Source organism: Streptomyces sp. NPDC002835, from assembly GCF_053591995.1.
Window position 1 is genome coordinate 73,988 of record NZ_JBSFUW010000027.1, and the last position, 19,304, is coordinate 93,291.

The 19,304-nt window shown below is 72.1% G+C and carries 15 protein-coding genes; 10 read left to right on the top strand and 5 right to left on the bottom strand.

Annotated features, from left to right (window positions below):
* Positions 1–13: 13 nt before the first annotated feature.
* From nuoL to ACWD01_RS25825, 6 genes are all read left to right on the top strand, one after another.
* The gene (nuoL, locus tag ACWD01_RS25800) at positions 14–1,957 is read left to right on the top strand and encodes an NADH-quinone oxidoreductase subunit L (RefSeq protein WP_451165172.1); all 1,944 of its coding nucleotides are present in this window, start codon (positions 14–16) and stop codon (positions 1,955–1,957) included.
* A 2-nt stretch (positions 1,958–1,959) separates the two neighbouring features.
* On the top strand, positions 1,960–3,531 hold the full coding sequence (locus tag ACWD01_RS25805) for an NADH-quinone oxidoreductase subunit M (protein ID WP_451165173.1): 1,572 nt from the start codon (positions 1,960–1,962) through the stop codon (positions 3,529–3,531).
* Positions 3,528–5,183 carry an NADH-quinone oxidoreductase subunit NuoN gene (nuoN, locus tag ACWD01_RS25810; RefSeq protein ID WP_451165174.1) on the top strand — a complete coding sequence of 552 codons (1,656 nt, stop codon included), beginning with the start codon at positions 3,528–3,530 and terminating at the stop codon, positions 5,181–5,183. The genes ACWD01_RS25805 and nuoN overlap by 4 nt, the downstream gene beginning before the upstream one ends.
* Before the next feature lie 228 nt (positions 5,184–5,411).
* The gene (locus tag ACWD01_RS25815) at positions 5,412–6,365 is read left to right on the top strand and encodes an AraC family transcriptional regulator (protein WP_451165175.1); all 954 of its coding nucleotides are present in this window, start codon (positions 5,412–5,414) and stop codon (positions 6,363–6,365) included.
* Between the two features lie 42 nt (positions 6,366–6,407).
* The gene (locus ACWD01_RS25820) at positions 6,408–7,277 is read left to right on the top strand and encodes a dioxygenase family protein (protein ID WP_451165176.1); all 870 of its coding nucleotides are present in this window, start codon (positions 6,408–6,410) and stop codon (positions 7,275–7,277) included.
* A gap of 147 nt (positions 7,278–7,424) precedes the next feature.
* Positions 7,425–7,718, top strand: coding sequence for a hypothetical protein (locus ACWD01_RS25825; RefSeq protein WP_451165177.1), 294 nt, complete (start codon positions 7,425–7,427; stop codon positions 7,716–7,718).
* Positions 7,719–7,815: 97 nt separating this feature from the next.
* On the opposite strand, the gene fahA is transcribed toward ACWD01_RS25825, so the two are convergent.
* Positions 7,816–9,042 carry a fumarylacetoacetase gene (fahA, locus tag ACWD01_RS25830; protein ID WP_451165178.1) on the bottom strand — a complete coding sequence of 409 codons (1,227 nt, stop codon included), beginning with the start codon at positions 9,040–9,042 and terminating at the stop codon, positions 7,816–7,818.
* A 111-nt stretch (positions 9,043–9,153) separates the two neighbouring features.
* Entirely contained in the window at positions 9,154–11,127 is a 1,974-nt protein-coding gene (locus ACWD01_RS25835) for a CocE/NonD family hydrolase (protein ID WP_451165179.1), read from the bottom strand.
* A 225-nt stretch (positions 11,128–11,352) separates the two neighbouring features.
* Between ACWD01_RS25835 and ACWD01_RS25840 the strand changes: the two genes are divergently transcribed.
* The 4 genes from ACWD01_RS25840 to ACWD01_RS25855 all read left to right on the top strand — a co-directional run bounded on the left by ACWD01_RS25840 (position 11,353) and on the right by ACWD01_RS25855 (position 15,852).
* On the top strand, positions 11,353–12,363 hold the full coding sequence (locus ACWD01_RS25840; RefSeq protein WP_451165180.1) for a polyprenyl synthetase family protein: 1,011 nt from the start codon (positions 11,353–11,355) through the stop codon (positions 12,361–12,363).
* A 183-nt stretch (positions 12,364–12,546) separates the two neighbouring features.
* Positions 12,547–13,785, top strand: a complete 1,239-nt coding sequence (locus ACWD01_RS25845) for a LolA family protein (protein ID WP_451165181.1) — start codon at positions 12,547–12,549, stop codon at positions 13,783–13,785.
* Between the two features lie 224 nt (positions 13,786–14,009).
* Positions 14,010–14,972 carry an ABC transporter ATP-binding protein gene (locus ACWD01_RS25850; protein ID WP_451165182.1) on the top strand — a complete coding sequence of 321 codons (963 nt, stop codon included), beginning with the start codon at positions 14,010–14,012 and terminating at the stop codon, positions 14,970–14,972.
* The gene (locus ACWD01_RS25855; protein ID WP_451165183.1) at positions 14,959–15,852 is read left to right on the top strand and encodes an ABC transporter permease; all 894 of its coding nucleotides are present in this window, start codon (positions 14,959–14,961) and stop codon (positions 15,850–15,852) included. Before ACWD01_RS25850 ends, ACWD01_RS25855 begins: the two co-directional genes overlap by 14 nt.
* An 87-nt stretch (positions 15,853–15,939) precedes the next feature.
* Here ACWD01_RS25855 and ACWD01_RS25860 read toward each other — a convergent pair whose 3' ends face one another.
* Genes ACWD01_RS25860 through ACWD01_RS25870 form a run of 3 tightly spaced genes read right to left on the bottom strand, consistent with a single transcriptional unit; the run spans position 15,940 to position 18,880 of the window.
* Entirely contained in the window at positions 15,940–16,638 is a 699-nt protein-coding gene (locus tag ACWD01_RS25860; RefSeq protein WP_451165184.1) for a vWA domain-containing protein, read from the bottom strand.
* 50 nt (positions 16,639–16,688) lie between these two features.
* Positions 16,689–18,083 (bottom strand): hypothetical protein, encoded by a 1,395-nt coding sequence (locus ACWD01_RS25865; protein WP_451165185.1) that lies wholly within the window; start codon positions 18,081–18,083, stop codon positions 16,689–16,691.
* Positions 18,080–18,880 carry a protein phosphatase 2C domain-containing protein gene (locus ACWD01_RS25870; protein WP_451165186.1) on the bottom strand — a complete coding sequence of 267 codons (801 nt, stop codon included), beginning with the start codon at positions 18,878–18,880 and terminating at the stop codon, positions 18,080–18,082. The genes ACWD01_RS25865 and ACWD01_RS25870 overlap by 4 nt, the downstream gene beginning before the upstream one ends.
* Between the last annotated feature and the right edge of the window lie 424 nt (positions 18,881–19,304).

Sequence of the window (19,304 nt, forward strand, 5' to 3'; positions counted from 1 at the left end):
GGTCGGAAGAATCGTGGAGAACCTGATTGCGCTGCTCGTCGCGGCGCCACTGCTCGGAGCGGCGGTCCTGCTCTGCGGCGGACGCCGCCTCGACAAGGCGGGCCACTGGCTGGGCACCGTGCTCGCCGGGGCCTCGTTCGTCATCGGCGCCGTGCTGTTCATGGACATGCTCGGCAAGGGCGGGGAGGAACGCGCCCTGCACCAGCGGCTGTTCAGCTGGGTCCCCGTCGAGGGCTTCCAGGCGGACATCGCCTTCCAGCTCGACCAGCTGTCGATGACCTTCGTCCTGCTGATCACCGGTGTGGGCACCCTGATCCACATCTACTCGATCGGGTACATGGAGCACGACGAGCGGCGCCGCCGCTTCTTCGGCTACCTGAACCTGTTCCTCGCGGCGATGCTCCTGCTGGTCCTCGCCGACAACTACCTGCTGCTGTACATGGGCTGGGAGGGCGTCGGTCTCGCGTCCTACCTGCTCATCGGCTTCTGGCAGCACAAGCCCAGCGCGGCGACCGCGGCGAAGAAGGCGTTCCTCGTCAACCGGGTCGGCGACATGGGCCTGTCGATCGCGATCATGCTGATGTTCACCACCTTCGGCACCTTCGCCTTCGGACCGGTTCTCGAGGCCACGGGCGAGACCTCGGAGGGGATGCTGACGGCCATCGGCCTGATGCTGCTGCTTGCCGCCTGCGGCAAGTCCGCCCAGGTGCCGCTGCAGTCCTGGCTCGGTGACGCGATGGAGGGCCCGACCCCGGTCTCGGCCCTCATCCACGCCGCCACCATGGTCACCGCGGGCGTCTATCTCATCGTCCGCTCCGGCGCGATCTTCAACGCCGCGCCGGACGCGCAGCTCGCGGTCGTCATCGTCGGCGCCGTCACGCTCCTCTTCGGTGCGATCGTCGGTTGCGCGAAGGACGACATCAAGAAGGCGCTGGCCGGGTCGACGATGTCGCAGATCGGCTACATGATCCTCGCGGCCGGCCTCGGTCCGATCGGATACGCCTTCGCGATCATGCACCTGGTGACGCACGGCTTCTTCAAGGCCGGGCTCTTCCTCGGCGCCGGTTCGGTCATGCACGGCATGAACGACGAGGTCGACATGAGGAAGTACGGCGGCCTGCGCAAGTACATGCCGATCACCTTCGTCACCTTCGGCCTCGGCTATCTGGCCATCATCGGCTTCCCTGGCCTGTCCGGCTTCTGGTCCAAGGACAAGATCATCGAGGCGGCGTTCGCCTACGACGACGGAATCCGGGGCTGGATCTTCGGCGGCGTGGCGCTGCTCGGCGCCGGGATCACCGCGTTCTACATGACGCGCGTGATGATCCTGACCTTCTTCGGCGAGAAGCGCTGGCAGCCGGCGCCCGACGCGGACAAGGCGGCCGGCGTCGAGCCGGCCGCGGAGTCCCACGCCGGCGAGATGCCGCACCCGCACGAGTCGCCCAGGTCGATGACGATCCCGATGATCGTGCTCGCCTTCGGCTCCGTCTTCGCGGGAGCGTTCTTCTCGATCGGCGACCGGTTCGCCAACTGGCTCGCCCCGGTCACCCGGTTCGAGCACCCGCACCCGGTGATCAGCGTCCCGGCCATCACCACCGCCACGATGGTGGTCCTGCTGACCGGCGCCGTGATCGCCTATCTGATGTACGGGCGCCGGCCGGTGCCGGTCACCGCGCCGCGCGGCTCGCTGCTCACCCGGGCCGCCCGCCGCGACCTGCTCCAGGACGACTTCAACCACGTGGTCCTGGTCCGCGGCGGCGAGCACCTCACCCGGTCCCTCGTCTATGTGGACCACAGCCTGGTGGACGGCGTGGTGAACGGGACAGCCGCCTCGTTCGGCGGGCTCTCCGGCCGACTGCGCAAGCTGCAGAACGGCTACGCCCGCAGCTACGCGGTCTCGATGTTCGGCGGTGCGGCGATCCTGATCGCCGCCACCCTGCTGATGAGGGCGGTCTGACAATGTCCTTTCCGATTCTGACGGCCACGGCGGTGCTCCCGGCCCTCGGGGCCATCGCCACCGCCGCCGTACCGGCCGGCAAGCGGAACGCGGCCAAGTGGCTGGCGCTGCTCGTCTCGCTCGGCACCCTGGCGCTCGCCGCGACCGTCCTCGTACGGTTCGAGCCGGGCGGCGACCGGTACCAGCTCACCGAGTCGCATGCCTGGATCGCCGACTTCGGCGTCCGGTACGAACTCGGCGTGGACGGCATCGGGGTCGTGATGGTGGCGCTGACCGCGCTGCTGATCCCGTTCGTGATCCTCGCCGGCTGGCACGACGCCGACCCGCTGGAGACCAAGTCGTCGCGCTGGCGGCCGACCCAGGGCTTCTTCGCCCTGATCCTCATGGTCGAGGCGATGGTGGTCCTCTCCTTCGAGGCCACCGACGTCTTCCTCTTCTACATCCTGTTCGAAGCCATGCTGATCCCGATGTACTTCCTCATCGGCGGCTTCGGTGACCGCGCCCACGCGGGCACCGACGAGAACGCGGCGGCCCAGCGCTCCTACGCGGCCGTGAAGTTCCTGCTGTACAACCTGGCCGGCGGACTGATCATGCTGGCCGCAGTCATCGGTCTGTACGTGGTCGCGGGCAGCTTCTCGCTCTCCGAGATCGCCGAGGCGCGGGCGAGCGGCGAGCTCGGGATGGCCACCAACACCGAGCGGCTGCTGTTCCTCGGCTTCTTCTTCGCCTTCGCGATCAAGGCGCCGCTGTGGCCGCTGCACACCTGGCTGCCCAACGCCATGGGTGAGGCGACCGCCCCGGTCGCGGTGCTGATCACGGCGGTGGTCGACAAGGTCGGCACGTTCGCGATGCTGCGCTTCTGCCTCCAGTTGTTCCCGGAGGCGTCGAAGTGGGCCACCCCGGCCATCCTGGTGCTGGCGCTGATCAGCATCATCTACGGCGCGCTGCTCGCGGTCGGCCAGCGCGACATCAAGCGCCTGATCGCCTATGCGTCGGTCTCCCACTTCGGCTTCATCGTCATGGGCATCTTCGCGATGACCAGCCAGGGCCAGTCCGGCGCGACGCTCTACATGGTCAACCACGGACTGTCCACGGCGGCGCTGATGCTGGTGGCCGGCTTCCTGATCTCGCGGCGCGGTTCACGGCTCATCGCCGACTACGGCGGTGTGCAGAAGGTCGCCCCGGTGCTCGCCGGCACGTTCCTGATCGGTGGTCTGGCCACGCTCTCCCTGCCGGGACTCGCGCCCTTCGTCAGCGAGTTCCTGGTCCTGGTGGGCACGTTCGCCGCCTATCCCGTCGTCGGGATCATCGCCACCCTGGGCATCGTGCTCGCCGCGCTCTACACCCTCGTCCTCTACCAGCGGACGATGACCGGGCCGGTGAAGGCCGAGGTCCGGAAGATGCCGGACCTCAGGGTCCGTGAACTGGCGGTCGTCGCCCCGCTGATCGCACTGCTGCTCTTCCTCGGCGTCTTCCCGAAGCCGCTGACGGAGATCATCGACCCGGCCGTGGAGCACACGATGTCCGACGTTCAGAAGCAGGACCCCCGGCCCGATGTGGAGGCGGCCAAGTGAGCGCTACAGCTGTCCACAACCTGTGGACAACGGCTGCGGAAGTCGAGCCGCTCGGCAGGATCCCCGCGCCCCACATCGAGTACACCCAGCTGGCACCCGTGCTGATCGTCGCGGGTGCGGCCGTCCTGGGCATCGTCGTGGAGGCGTTCGTCCCGCGCCGGGCCCGCTACTACACGCAGGTGTTCCTCACCGTCGTCGCGCTCGGGGCCGCCTTCGCGGCGATCGTCGGGCTCGCCGCCAACGGGTACGCCACGACCGAGAAGCAGATCGCGGCGATGGGCGCCATCGCGGTCGACGGACCGGCGCTGTTCCTGCAGGGCACCATCCTGCTGGCCTCGCTGGTCGCGGTCTTCACCTTCGCCGAGCGCCGGCTCGACCCGGTGGCGCACGGCAACCGCGTCGACTCGTTCGCCGCGGAGGCCGCCGCCGTGCCCGGCAGCGAGCACGAGAAGGCCGCGGTCAAGGCCGGGTTCACCACCACCGAGGTGTTCCCGCTCCTGCTCTTCGCGATCGCCGGCATGCTGGTCTTCCCGGCGGCCAACGACCTGCTGACCCTGTTCATCGCGCTCGAGGTCTTCTCCCTCCCGCTCTACCTCCTGTGCGCGGTGGCCCGCCGCAAGCGGCTCCTGTCGCAGGAGGCCGCGGTGAAGTACTTCCTGCTGGGCGCGTTCTCCTCCGCGTTCCTGCTGTTCGGCATCGCCCTGATGTACGGGTACGCGGGCTCCGTCTCGTACGCCCGGATCGCCGAGGTCGTCGAGGGCAGCGTCCGCACCATCGACCCGGCGCTCGCCGACACCATGGGCAACGACGCGCTGCTGCTGATCGGCGGCGCGCTGATCATCATGGGCCTGCTGTTCAAGGTCGGCGCGGTGCCGTTCCACATGTGGACGCCCGACGTCTACCAGGGCGCGCCGACCCCGCTCACCGGCTTCATGGCCGCGGCCACCAAGGTCGCCGCGTTCGGCGCGCTGCTGCGGCTGCTGTACGTGGTGCTGCCGGGCCTCGCCTGGGACTGGCGGCCGGTCATGTGGGCGGTCGCGATCGTCACCATGCTGGGCGGTGCGATCGTCGCCATCACCCAGACCGACATCAAGCGGCTGCTGGCGTACTCCTCGATCGCGCACGCCGGCTTCATCCTCGCCGGTGTGATCGCCACGACGCCGGAGGGCATCTCGTCCGTCCTCTTCTACCTGCTCGCCTACTCCTTCGTGACCATCGGCGCGTTCGCCGTCGTCACCCTGGTGCGCGACGCGGGCGGAGAGGCGACGCACCTGTCCAAGTGGGCCGGGCTCGGACGGCGTTCACCGCTGGTGGCGGCCGTCTTCGCGGTGTTCCTGCTGGCCTTCGCCGGCATTCCGCTGACCTCCGGCTTCTCCGGCAAGTTCGCCGTCTTCAAGGCGGCCGCGGAGGGCGGCGCGGGAGCGCTGGTCGTGGTCGGTGTGATCTCGTCCGCGATCGCCGCGTTCTTCTACGTCCGGGTCATCGTGCTGATGTTCTTCAGCGAGCCGAAGCCGGAGGGCCCCACGGTCGCCGTCCCCTCGCCGCTGACGATGACGACCATCGGCGTCGGCGTCGCGGTGACCCTGGTCCTCGGCGTCGCCCCCCAGTACTTCCTGGACCTGGCGAGCCAGGCGGGTGTGTTCGTGCGCTGATTGGGCGGCCCGCACAACGGCAGGGTCCGGCGTCTCCTCGGGGGAGAGGCCGGACCTTCGTCGTGTTACCGCTGCTCGCGCGAGCGCCTGCGCTTCGGGACGATCGCGGTCAGGTCGAGGTCGACGGGGAACGGGGCCGTGTGAACGAGTCACGCCGTGTTGACCTGGGCGGCCCTTACGGCGCCAATTGGTCTGGATCTACTGGCCGGCGGGAGAGGGAGCGGGACCATGCGCGGTATGACGGTGTTACCGGGGGCGGCGCCCTGCCGGGCGTCGCGCGAGGGCGTGCCGCCCATGCACCGGCTGGAGGTGCCGATGCCCAATGCCATGCCCTTCGCCATCGGCACCTTCGACACCATCGGCCCGATGTCCCGGGCCGACTTCCCGCACCGCCACACCTTCTACGAGATCGTCCACGTCACCGCCGGTACCGGCGCCCACGTCGTCGACCTGGCCCGCCGGGAGCTGCGGCCGCCCCACCTCGGCGTGATCGCGCCGGGCCAGGTGCACCACTGGGAAGGGGCCAGGGGGCTGGCCGGGTCGGTCGTCCTGTTCACCGAGGACTTCCTGCTCGACCACCCCGGCGACCGTGAGCTGCTGCGCCGCCTGGGGGAGCGGCCCTGGCGGGACCTCGACGGGCCGGCCCACGAGCGGACCGCCCGGCTGATCGCCGATCTCGACGACGAGTACCGCACCGGCGCCGAGGGGTTCGCCGGCGTACTGCGGGCACTGCTGCACGTCCTCGTCGTACGGGCCGCCCGGCTGCCGGGGCCAGCGCCCGCGCGGCCGCCGTCCCGGCCGGGCGCGGTCGCGGCGGAGTTCCTGCGGCTGATCCACCGCAACGATCCCGCGCTGTGGTCGGTGAGCGGCTGCGCGGACCGGATCGGGGTGAGCGGCGGATACCTCACGGAGGCGGTCAAGGAGGCCACCGGCCGGACCCCCGGCCGGCTGATCTGCGAGGCCCGCACCCACGAGGCCAAACGGCTCCTGGCCAGGACGGATCTCACGGTGCGGCAGGTGGCCGGCCGGGTGGGTCTCGCCGATCCGGCGTACTTCTGCCGCTTCTTCAGGCGGGAGACCGGGGTGAGCCCCGGTGACTTCCGGCGCGGCGGGGACGTCGGAGGAGAAAAGCACCACGACCACCGGCTCCCGTCCATCGTCCGGCCGCGCCCGTCTGCGTAGGTTCGGTGCCGATCCCCGACGCCCCCCCACGAAGGAGCAGGCATGGACGGCGCCACCGGCAGGACCGGGGAACACCCGGAGGAGATGGGCACGCACGGCACACCGGTTCCGCATCCGAGCCGCAAGACGGTGCTGCGGGCGGCGCTCGCCGCGTCCGCGGCCGCGCCGATCGCCCTGATCGGCATACCCGCGCTGGCACGCACCGCATCGGCGACCGGTGCGGCCCCGGCCCTCACGCCCGAGTGTGACGACGGCGACGATCCGACGCCGCCGCAGATGGAGGGCCCCTATTTCAAGCCCAACTCCCCGCGGCGCACCTCGCTGTGGCAGCCGGGCACAACGGGCACGCGCCTGACCGTCACCGGCCATGTCTTCGGGCTGGCCTGCCTCCCGCTGAGCGGGGTCCTGCTCGACTTCTGGCAGGCCGACGTCAACGGCGCGTACGACAACGTGGGCTTCCGCTTCCGTGGCCACCAGTTCACCGACGCCCGGGGCGCGTTCACCCTCACCACGATCGTGCCGGGCCTGTATCCGGGCCGCACCCGGCACCTCCACGTCAAGGCGCAGGCGCCCGGCCGGCCCGTGCTCACCACCCAGCTCTACTTCCCCGGCGAGCCCCGCAACAACACCGACGCACTGTTCGACGCGCGGCTGCTGATGACCGTGCGCGACAGCGGCGGCGCCAAGGAGGCGGCCTTCGACTTCGTGCTCAATGTGCCGCAGAACCCGGGACCCGGCCCGACCGGCGGCCCCACCACACCACCGCCGAGCGGGACATGGGCGGTGGGCACGACCTACGCGGTCGGAGCCCGGGTCGCCTATGGAGGCAGCGCGTATGTGTGCCGCCAGGCGCATGTGGCCCAGCCCGGCTGGGAGCCGCCGTCGGTCCCGGCGCTCTGGCGGACCGAGTGACCACGGCGAGGCGCGGCTGAGGGGGCCGCGCGAAGGCCCGGCACCCCTGAGCCGGGGGTGCCGGGTCTCTGCCGTGTCCAGGCAACCCCCCGACACGGTGGCGCGTCCTACCGGAGCGGACCCGACAGCCGTCGACGAGGGGGAGACATGACCGAGCAGGAGATCCGGACCGAGGTGGTGAAGGAGTCCGGCGGTGACCACACGTGGCCCCTCGGCCTCCTGGTCCCCGCCCTGCTGCTGCTCCGCTTCCTGGGGGAGCACGCCTGGGCCTACTGGACCGCGGCGGTGGTCGGTGGGGTGGGCGTGGCCTGCGCGGCAGTCGCGGTCGCCGGGGCGGCCCGGGACCTGGTGCGCCGGCGCCGTCTGTGGAAGGCGGCGTTCGCGCTGCTCGTGCTGGCCTGCGGCTCGTTCGCGCTCGTGGTCAGGCTCGTGGAGGGCTGACGGGAGGTTCGTGGAGGGCTGAGGGGCGGGCCGCACGCGACGGTGATCGCCGTCCGGGGCCCCTTCGGCCGAGCAGCGGGGCCCCGGACGGGGCGGGTCAGCGGGCGGGGACGATGCGGCCGCGGACCTCGCCGAGGCCGACGCGGACGCCGTCCGGGCCGGGTGCCCACGCGGTCATGGTCACCTCGTCGCCGTCCTCCAGGAACGTCCGCCTGCCCTCCGGGAGTTCGAACGCGTCGCGGCCGTTCCAGGTGAGCTCCAGCAGCGAGCCCCGCTGGTGCACCTCGGGGCCGCTGACGGTGCCGGAGCCGTAGAGGTCGCCCGTACGGAGCGACGCGCCGTTCACCGTCATGTGGGCGAGCTGCTGGGCGGCCGTCCAGTACATCGTGGCGAACGGCGGCTCCGCGACGAGCCGGCCGTTGATCGCCACCGAGATCCGGACGTCGAAGCCGCCCGGCTCCTCCGCCTCGGAGTCGTCGAGGTAGGGCAGCGGCTGGACGTCACGGGCGGGCGGCGCGGTCCTGGCGGCGTCCAGCGCCTCCAGCGGGGTGACCCAGGCGGCGACCGACGTGGCGAAGGACTTGCCGAGGAACGGACCGAGCGGCACGTACTCCCACGCCTGGATGTCGCGCGCCGACCAGTCGTTGAGCAGGAACATCCCGAAGACGTGGTCGCGGAAGTCCCCGAGGGCCACCGGGCTGCCCGGCTCGGAGGGCGTGCCGACGAGGAAGCCGACCTCCGCCTCGATGTCGAGCTTCACCGAGGGACCGAACACCGGCGCCGCGTCTGCGGGCGCCTTCCGCTGCCCCGACGGACGCACGACGTCGGTGCCGGAGACGACGACCGTGCCGGCCCGGCCGTGGTAACCGATCGGCAGGTGCTTCCAGTTGGGGGTGAGCGCGTCGCCGTCCGGACGGAAGATGCGGCCCACGTTGGTGGCATGGTGCTCGCTCGCGTAGAAGTCGACGTAGTCCGCCACCTCGTACGGGAGGTGCATCGTCACGGCGTCCAGCGGGTGCAGCAGCGGCTCTATGTCGGGCCGGTGGGCCGGCACCGTCACCCATGCGGTGAGCGCCCTGCGCACGTCGCGCCAGGCCGTACGCCCGGCGGCCAGCAGTGGGTTGAGGCTCGGCTGCGCCAGCAGCCCGGCGTAGGGGGAGCCGAGTGCCCGGGCGGCGGCCCCGGCGTCGAGCACATGGTTCCCGATCCGGACACCGAGCCTGCGGCGCTCGGGTTCGCCGGCCGTGGTGAAGACGCCGTACGGAAGGTTGTGCGGGCCGAAGGGATCGCCCTCGGCGAGATCGAGCGGGCTCTGCTCGGGCATCGGTGCTTGCCTCGCTTTCCACGGATGTAGGGGACACGTTACGTGGCGGTCCGGCGGCCCCGGCAGTGCGCCCGGCGCCCGGTTCCGTGTCCCCGGCGGCCGGTGCGGGCGTCAGGGCGTGCCGATGCGCCGCTCCCAGGTCCGGTGGAAGACGATTTCGTCGCCGCTCCTGCAGACCAGCTCGTCCGAGGTGACGAACCCCGCCTCGTCCCGGCCGATTTCGGAGCGCGTCCAGACCTGGACGTCCCACGCCTCCTCCGGCCGGTGCAGCCGCACCGTCCACTCGGACAGGGCGCGGGCGGACAGCGGGTCGGCGTCCTCGATCGTGTACGTCTCGTGGCACTCCTCGGTGTACTCCAGGCCGTCCGGGTGGACATGGGCGCCGCCCCGGTGCGGTGTCGCCTCCACGGTCCAGCGCCCGGCCGGCACGTCGCGCACGAGCAGCAGCCGCGGCGCCGGCGGGTCGAGGGTCTGCGGGACGGCGACCGCGGGCGGCCGGGCGTGCTCCGGCTCCGCGAAGCCCGCGCTCTCCTGCTCCGGTCCGCGGACCGGCAGCTCGAGTCGGGAGCCCGCCGGGTCCAGGGTGAAGCCCGCCGGGCCGGGGTGCGGCCAGATCCAGGGCCAGTATGCGGAGGAGACGGCCAGCCGGATGCGGTGTCCCGGCGCGAAGACGTGGCCGGCGGCGGCCAGGTCGAAGCTCACGTCCTGGGTGGTGCCGTGGGGCCACGGCACCGCCCGGTCCGGGCCCTCGCGGGCCGCGAGGTTCAGCGCGCCGCGGGTGACGAGCCGGGCCGCGCCGTCGGGGGCGACGTCGCAGAGCCGCGCCACGGCGAAGCCGCCCTGCCCCGCGGCCGTCAGCCGCAGGGTGAGCCGGGGCCGGCCGAGGACGCCGATCGGCTCCTCGCCGACGGGGAACTCGAAGCACACCGACCGTGCGTCCTCCTCCCGCTGGTCCGGCGGCAGGTCGGCGTCGTGCCCGGCCGGCCGGAAGCGGCCCGCGTCCACCCCGGTGTGCTGCGGGGAGTCGACGAGGACCGGTCCGCCGCCCAGCGCGTAGGGGACGACGGTGACGTGCGGGGAGGGCCAGGCCGGCTCACCCGTCCAGCGGCCCAGCGCCGGCTCGGCCGCATCGAGCCGGCAGCGCAGCAGCGGCTCGGACATCACGCCGGTGTCCCTGTCCTTCAGCCACTGGTCCCACCAGCGCAGCGTCTCCTGGAGGAAGCCGACCGCCTCGCCGCGCCCGCCCCGCTCCGGCTCCCGGTCGGGGTACTGGTGCGGCCAGGGCCCGATCAGCCCCCGCACGCGGTCGACCGGCAGCCGCTCGACCAGTCGGAGGACCGTGTCCCGGCACGGGTCGTGCAGGCCGCTCACCGCCAGCACGGCCGCCGCCACGGCGGCGGTGTCGTCGCTGACCCCGGCGCTCAGCCAGTACTCGTCGCGCAGCCGATGGGCCAGCCAGGTGTGGACCACGGGCGTCAGCGACTCCAGCCGCGCCAGCCACATCGCGAGCCACTCGTCGCCCGTGTGCAGCGGGTCCGGCGGCCTGGCCGCGAGCGCCAGCCGCCGGGCGGCCCGCGAGTGCAGCCCCTGCCCGGCGACGCATCCGCCGGTATAGGGGCCGTCGTTGTCGTACGGGTCGTCCGTCGCGTCCACCACGACCACGGCCTTCAGCGGATCCGGCGCGAGGGCCGCGATCCGCAGCGCGTTCCGCCCGCCCCGGCCGATCCCGAACATGCCGACCCGGCCGTCGCACCACGGCCGGCGGGACAGCCACTCGATCACGGCGACGCCGTCGGAGAGCTCGATCGCGTCGTACTCGCCGCCCGGCACGCCGCCGCTGTTCCCGTGGCCGCGCACGTCGACCCGTACGGAGGCATAACCGTGTCCCGCGTACCAGGGGTGGCGCTCGCCGTCGCGCACGGCCGTCGCGTCGGTGAGCCGGTGCGGCGCGTATTCGAGCAGCGCGGGCACCGGCTCGTCGGTGACCGGCCGCCACACGCGCGCGTGCAGTTCGGTGCCGTCCGGCAGCGGGACGCGGACATCCGCGTGGACCGTCTCGTACGGGAAATCGGTGCGGATGCGCATGGCGGGACCTCGGTGGCGCGGGAGGGGAGGAAGGCGGCACGGCGGAGCGTGGTCCGACGGTATCGAGCAAATGCCGCATTTCTCTTCATTGATCCTGTTCTCGAACATATGGGCGCGGCGGGAAGGCGCTCATGGTGATCGAAAGGCGACCGGATACGCTGACTTGAGTGAATCCAGCGACACATCGACAATCCGTGTGATCGTCAGCAGACAGGAGATCCCCTCGTGACCGTCGTCGAGCCGTTCGGGCTGAGCGTGCGGGACCAGGCTCTTGAGGCCGATGTCCGGACCGGGTTGTCGGCCGTCGAGGCGGGCCTGCTCGACGCCACGAAGAGCGAGGTCCCGTTCATCACGGAGGCCGCGCAGCACCTGGTGCGCGCGGGCGGGAAGCGGTTCCGGCCGCTGCTGGTGATGCTCGCGGCCCAGTTCGGCGATCCGTACGCGCCGGGGATCGTGCCCTCCGCCGTGGTCGTCGAGCTCACCCATCTCGCGACGCTGTACCACGACGACGTCATGGACGAGGCGGACGTGCGGCGCGGCGTGCCCAGCGCCAACACCCGCTGGGACAACTCGGTGGCCGTGCTGACCGGCGACTTCCTGTTCGCCCGCGCCTCCCACATCCTGGCCGACCTCGGCCCCGAGGCCGTACGCATCCAGGCGGAGGCGTTCGAGCGGCTGGTGACCGGCCAGATCCTGGAGACCGCGGGCCCCCGCGACGGCCGCGACCCGGTGGACCACTACCTCGACGTCATGGCCGGCAAGACGGGCTCGCTCGTCGCCGTGTCCGTGCGCTTCGGCGCCATGATGTCCGGCGCGGACGACCATGTCGTCGACATCCTCACCCAGTACGGCGAGCGGCTCGGCGTCGCCTTCCAGCTCGCCGACGACGTGCTCGACATCGCCTCCGACTCCCACGAGTCCGGCAAGACCCCCGGCACCGACCTGCGCGAAGGCGTCCCGACCCTGCCGGTGCTGCGCCTGCGCGCCCTGGCGGAGGCCGAGGGCCGGCCGGACGACCTCGAGCTCGTGAAGCTCCTCGAGGGCGACCTGACCGACGACCTGCGGCACGCGGAGGCGCTGCGCCGCCTGCGCGTGCACCCGGCGCTCGAGCAGGCCCGCCGGGACACCGTGCGGTACGCGCAGGAGGCGCGGGCGCTGCTCGCCCCGCTGCCGGAGTGCTCGGCCAAGGCCGCCCTGGAGGAGCTGTGCGACGCGGTGGTCCACCGCGCCGGCTGACCGTTCCCCGGTCGGGCGCATCGTGCTCGGCGCTCTTGTCCCTTACGGGACGGGGGAGTTGCGGGCGCGATGTCTCATCCCAGAGAGGTACGCCAAGTTGCGCCCGGGGTCTGACGCTTCCGGGCCGCCCATTTGTTCATATGGATTGCACCACCCCTGACAACCACGGAGGTAGGGCACACCATGGCACCGAACGACAGCACACAGACCACCGAAGAGGCCAAGGACCTCGCGGTACGGCCCCGCAGGGCCGCCCGCTATCTCGTCCCGGTCGCGGTGGCCGGAGTGGCGGCGGCGACCATCGGGCTCGTCCCGGCGCTCGCTGCCTCCGGTGACCCGGATCTGCCGAAGATCACTGCGCAGGAACTCATCGAGAAGATCGCCGCGTCGGACACCGAGCAGTTCTCCGGCACGGTCAAGATCAGTACCGACCTCGGGCTGCCGTCGCTCGGCGGTCTCGCCGGCGCGATGGGCGGCGAGGACGGCGGCGACTCGTCGGCCGCCCCCGACGCCAGGCTGACCGAGCTCGCCACCGGCACCCACACGCTGCGGGTCGCGGCCGACGGCCCGGACCGGCAGAAGGTGTCCATCCTCCAGGACTCCTCCGAGTACAGCCTCATCCACAACGGCGACGAGGTGTGGGGCTACGACAGCGCCTCGAACGAGGTCTACCACGCCACGGACGACGGCCGGGGCGAGGGCGATCACGGCAAGGACGGCAGGGCCCCCGAGGACCTGCCGGAGGACTTCCCGACCACGCCCAAGGACCTCGCCGACGAGGTGCTGAAGGCCGCCGGCGACACCACGTCCATCACCGTCGGAGGCACCTCACAGGTCGCCGGCCGCGACGCGTACAAGCTGGTCGTCAAGCCCAAGCAGGCCGGCTCGACGATCGGCTCCATCACCGTCGCGGTGGACGCGGAGCACGGCGTGCCGCTCAAGTTCACGCTCACGCCGAGCAGCGGCGGCAAGGCCGTGATCGACGCGGGCTTCACCAAGGTCGACTTCTCCCGGCCGGCCGCCTCGACCTTCGACTTCACCCCGCCCAAGGGCGCCAAGGTGACGGAGGCCGACGAGACCGAGCACGAGCGGGCCCCGGAGCACGCCCCCGAGGAGTTCGAGGGCCTCGAGGACCTGGGCGGCCTGAACGTGATCGGCGAGGGCTGGACGTCCATCGCCAAGATCGAGGGCCCGGGCGGCGAGGCGGGCGGCCCGACCGGCGGCAAGGACGCCGAGAACGAGGTCCCGGCGGAGGCCCAGCAGTTCCTCGACGCGCTCGGCGACAAGGTCCAGGGCAAGTTCGGCTCCGGCACGGTCTTCACCACGCGCCTGGTCAACGTCCTGATGACGGACGACGGCACGGTCTACGCCGGCGCGGTGACCAAGGACGCCCTGGTCAAGGCAGCGAACGAAGGCAAGTAGCACAACCGGTCGGGGCGGCGAGTCGGCTCCGCGCCCCGTCGTAGGCTCGCTGCGGCGGGGCGTAGGGACGGAGCCGCCGGAAGGCCGGCGAGCGAACCGAAGGGCGCGCGGCTGCCGAAAGAGAGTGGGGGTACCCCCGCCGAAGGCAGGGGGAGCGCGGAGATCGCGAGGTACGAGTGATCGAGCACGATCGACCGTCGGCAGACGCTGAGAGCGCCCCGGAGGTGAACCGAGCCCTTGAAGAGACGCAGACGGCCGTCATTGAGACGACGGGGCTCACCAAGCGCTACCGGGGCGGGCAGTTGGCCGTCGACCGGCTGGACCTCAGCGTGCCGGCCGGCAGCGTCTTCGGCTTCCTCGGGCCGAACGGGTCCGGCAAGACCACCACCATCCGGATGCTGATGGGCCTCATCGCCCCCACCGCCGGCCGCGCCACGGTCCTCGGCCGGCCCATGCCCCGCTCGGCGGGCACCGTGCTCCCGCACGTGGGCGCGCTGATCGAGGGACCCGCGCTGTACGGGTTCCTCAGCGGCCGGGACAACCTGCTGCGCTTCGACGCGGCCGATCCCACCGCCGACCCCCGTACCCGCCGGGCGCGGGTCGCGGCCGCGCTGGACCGGGTGGGGCTCAGCCAGGCGGCGGGCAAGAAGGCGAAGGCGTACTCCCTCGGGATGAAGCAGCGCCTCGGCCTGGCCGCGGCGCTGCTCCAGCCCCGGCGGCTGCTGGTGCTGGACGAGCCGACGAACGGGCTCGACCCGCAGGGCATGCGCGAGATCCGTGCCCTGGTGCGCGAGCTGGCCGCGGACGGTTCCACGGTCTTCCTGTCCTCGCATCTGCTGGACGAGATCGAGCAGGTCTGCACGCACGCCGCCGTCATGGCGCAGGGGCGGCTGATCACCCAGGGCCCGGTCGCGGAGCTCGCCGCGGGCGCCCGGGGCAGGCTCACCGTCCTGTCCCCGGACGCGGCCGACGCGGCCCGGATCCTCAAGGAACGCGGCCTGGTCGCGGTGAGCCACGAAGGGGAGCGGGTGACCTGTGACCCGCCGGCGGACGACGCCGAGCTGGCGGAGCTCAACGCCGCCCTCGTGCACGGCGGAGTGCGGGTACGGGGCTTCGGAGTGGAACGCGCCTCTTTGGAGGACGCGTTCGTGGCGCTGACCGGAGAGGGTTTCGATGTCGCAGGCTGAGACGGCGGCGCAGGCCACCCCGCGGATCCGCCGCCCGCTGCGTTCGCTCGGGCTGTTCCGCTCCGAGCTGACGCTGACCTTCCGCCGCTGGCGCACGCTCGCCCTGCTCGGGGTGCTGGCGGCCGTACCGGTCCTGATCGGCGTCGCCGTCAGGATCGAGACGAGCGGCGGCGGCACGGCGGGCGGGGGTGGTCCCGAGGGCGGCGGCGGGCCGGCCTTCGTCACCCAGATCACCAACAACGGGCTGTTCCTGGTCTTCGCGGCCCTCGCCGCGACGCTGCCCGTGTTCCTGCCGATGGCGGTCGGTGTCGTCGCCGGCGACGCCGTCGCGGGCGAGGCGAACTCCGGCACGCTGCGCTATCTGCTGGTCGCTCCGGCCGGACGTACCAGGCTGCTGCTCGCCAAGTTCGCCGCCGTCTGCGTCTTCTGCCTGGTGGCGACCCTGGTCGTGGCGCTGTCCGCGCTCGCAGTGGGGGCGTTGTTCTTCCCGCTCGGGGAGGTCACGACGATCTCGGGCGTCCCCGTGCCGTTCACGGAGGGGCTGTGGCGCGCCCTGCTGATCGCGGCGGTCGTCGCCGGGTCACTGGTGGGGCTGGCCGCGATCGGACTGTTCGTGTCGACCCTCACCGGCAGCGGCGTCGCGGCGATGGCGACCACCGTGGGGCTGCTGATCACGGTGCAGATCCTGGACACGATCCCGCAGCTGGACGCCGTCCACCCCTATCTCTTCCCGCACTACTGGCTGTCCTTCGCGGACCTGATGCGCGAGCCGCTCCTGTGGGACGAGGTCCTGCGGAACCTCGGCCTGCAGGCCGTGTACGCGGCGGTCTTCGGTTCCGCGGCCTGGGCCCGTTTCACCTCGAAGGACGTCACCTCGTAGCCGGGCACCGTCCGCGGAGGCCGGCTGCGTGCGTGCGCGGCCCATCCAGCACACGCACGCAGCCGCGCCGCTTCCCGAACCGGATCGTCAGCCCACGAAGTCCAGCGGCAGGGTCCGGTACCCCTTGACCTTCTCCGGCACCTGCAGGCTTTGCACACGTGCGGATGCCACCAACGAGTTCAGCAGGCTGCTCATGGCCTCGGAGAGCGCCGCCCCGGTGTGTTCCCCGTCGTCCTCGGCGATGTAGGCGGCCGCCGTGGCGATGGTGCTCAGCACTGCCTCGCTCGCATCCCCGAATCCGTAGGTGATGATGTTCGGCCGGGGTTTCCACGAGCGGTCCTGCAGGGCGTCCAGGTCACGCTTCCAGGCGCCCCGGGGGTCGTCGGTCGGAATGCCGTCGGTCAGCAGGAACACCACGGGGCGCAGCACCTCGGTGCCGGCCTCGGACAGGGTCCTGACGTCCTCGACGATCCGGCCGCGTACGAGCTCCAGCATCGGGCCTACGTTGGTCAGGCCCTCGCAGGTCACCGTGGGCAGGCTCTCCAAGATCTCGATGTCCGTCATCGCTGTCACGACATGAGGCTGCGTGTTGAAGGAGATCACCGAGAGGTGGATGAACTCCGACAACTGCGGGCTGGTGTAGAGGGTGTCGTAGATCTTGAGCAGCGTGGCGTTCAGCAGCTGCTCGTGGCGCTTCATCGACCCCGACGTGTCCAGGACCAGATAGGTCGGTAGTCCCTTCGCCTTGAATCCGGTCGGCGGTGTCTCCGGGCCGTACTCGCTCATTGTTTCTCCTTCTCTTTCCTTCTCGTGTCCGCGTGTTCGGCCCGGCCGGGTCATATCCAGCCGAGGACGAAGCGGGCGATGCAGTACAGGGCGGCGACCACGAACAACAGGGCCGCGATGCGCGTCGGCGAGACCAAGCTCTTTCGCCGAGGCCGAGGCCGAAGCGCAGAAGCGGGGCGGCGGCCGCCGGCCGCGGCCGGGCGGGAACTCTGGGACGCGGTGCGCGCGGCCTCCCGGCGGGCCGCAGCACGGGACGTACTCGGGGGGGTGACGCCGGCGGGTTCCGGTGGTGCGGGTGCGGGTGCGGGTGCCGGTGCCGGTGCGGGCTCGGGCTCGGGCGGCGCGGTCGGCTCGGCGGGCCGTTGCGCACTCCGGCCCTCGGTGACGAGACGGCCCCGCAGATCGACGCTTCCCGTCACGTTGGCCGCCCCGTTCTCGGTCCGGCCGGGGCGGGGCGGCGCCTTGCGGGCCGCTTTCGTGGGCCCGACCTTGATCCCTCCTGTCACGTTGCCGGCAGCCGCACGCGGGGACGTGGCGGTCGAGGCGGTCGAGGCGGTCGAGGCGGTGGCCGTCGTGTCGCGGGTTCGCCGAAGCGCGGCCAGCAGGTGGTCGGGGTCCGGCCGGTCGGTTTCACAGGCGGCCTTCAGCGCTTCCCCGAGAGCGTCGGTGAATGCGTCGGAACCTGTGGTGGCCACCAGTTCGCGGTGCGCTTCCAATGGGTCGTGGCGGACGGCGGTGAGGCAGCGCACCGCCATCATGGCGAGCTTGTACCGGTCGCTGTGGACCGTCAGCCGCCGTGACCGGTCCTGGAACAGCGGGTCCTGCCAGCCGTACGACTCGACCCAGTCCCTGCTGCCGATTCCGCACGAGTCCATGTCGATGACGAAGACCTGGCCGGTACGGTGGTCCCACAGCGCGTTGCGGTACGACCAGTCCCCGTACACGAGGTTGTGGCGGGCGAACAGCGCACCGATTTCGAGGAGTTCGCGCACCGCTCGGATGCGCACGCCGGTGTCGGGCGGCCGGAGTCCGGCGGCCTCGCACTTGGCCGGGGACATGGCCAGCCAGTCCACTTCGAGCGGCGCCGAATCCTGTCGGCCGGACGGCGCCTTGAGCCGGGCGTAGAACGGGTCCGGCGCCTTGGCCATCACGACTCCGACGAGCTCCGTGCCGTCGTAGACGCGCGTCGTCGGCCAGGAGAGGGAGCGGTCGACCAGCACCTGGTCGGCCTGTGACATGACGGTCGGCAGATAGACGAGGCGCTGCAGATCGGAGGAACGCGCCGCTCCGGCGGGTTCCTTGTAGATCTTGGCCAGCCAGCCGGGATGTCCCGCGATCTCGTAGACCAGCCGGGACTCCCCGTTGTCCCGGGCGATCACCGTCCCCTGCGGGACGTCGCCGACCTCCACCCGGGACCGGAAGGGGCTGTCGGACCAGGCCTTCACGCGTGCCGCCCCCCGTTCCCGCACCAGACGACGACGGCCGTGCGGTCGTCGTGCATCTGGACCTGATCGAATCCGACCTCCCCCAGAAAGGTCCCGAGGGCGGGCGGGGCGGCCCACCGCTCGGCGAACCACTGTTGCGGCCCGGGGCCGGCGGCGAGGGCGTCACCCACTCCGTCGGTCGTCACCGCGAACGCGCACTCGGGCTCCAACTCGGCGATCCCCCACGAGACGCCGTCCGGACGGTGCGGCAGGAACTGCGAGACGGCGGACGGGTCGAAGCCGCTCTTCTCCTCGCCGATGAGCCGCTCCCAGCGGCCCTGAAACAGCCGCCAGGCGCTCACGTCGGCGACCGCGGCGAGCCAGACCCTGCGCTTGCCGTTCTCGTGCGGCAGCGCGGGTACCACCGCCGCGAGCGCGACGGCCCGCACCTGGTCCGCGTCCCAGTGGCGCTGCTCGGCCACGGCGTCCATCTGGCCGGCGGCGGCGAGAAACGCCTCACGATGGTCGAGCCGTTCCAGCGGGGTGCCCGAGTCCAGCGCCGTACGCAGCCAGTTGACCAGGGCCGACACGGCCACCTGCGCGCCGACGTCCGAGTGCACGCTGTCGGACATGCCGTCCGCCACGGCGATCACCAGATGCCGGCCGGCGCGGTCCCTGCCGATGCGGTAGGCGTCCTGCCGCGGTTTCCCCTGACTCCGGTGACCGGGGCCGATCACGGACGCGGCCCGGACCACCAGCCCGCCGAGCACGGCCTCGTCGGCCGCCAGGCCCGGCGGGCCCGGCTCGGCAGGCAGCAACCAGGGTGCCCGCGAGGCACGCGAGGCCTTCAGCAGGACGGGCGGGCCGTCGTCCTTCGGGGGCGCCGGCGAGGCCGGTCCGTCCGGCGCCAACCCGGCGGGAACCGCCGCACCGGACGGCGGGAGCCGGCGAAGGCCGGGCTCGTGGAGGGGGGCCGGCCCGTCGTCCGGCGAGCCGGAGACGTGCGGGGCGTGATGCCCGCGGGACGGGTCGCACCCGGCGGGGTCGTGCCGCCCGACCCCCTCGCCGTACGGACCGACGGCGTCCTCCTGCGGTCCGTACCGCGGAGCGGCCGGGCCGGGATCCTGGTGCCGGTCTTCGGCCCCGGGTGCCTGCGGATTTCCGTGCGGGGCCCGGGACCGGCCGTGACCGTGGTCCCCGGGCCCGTCGGGCGTTGCAGGCCGAAGGAGCCGTCGGCAGACT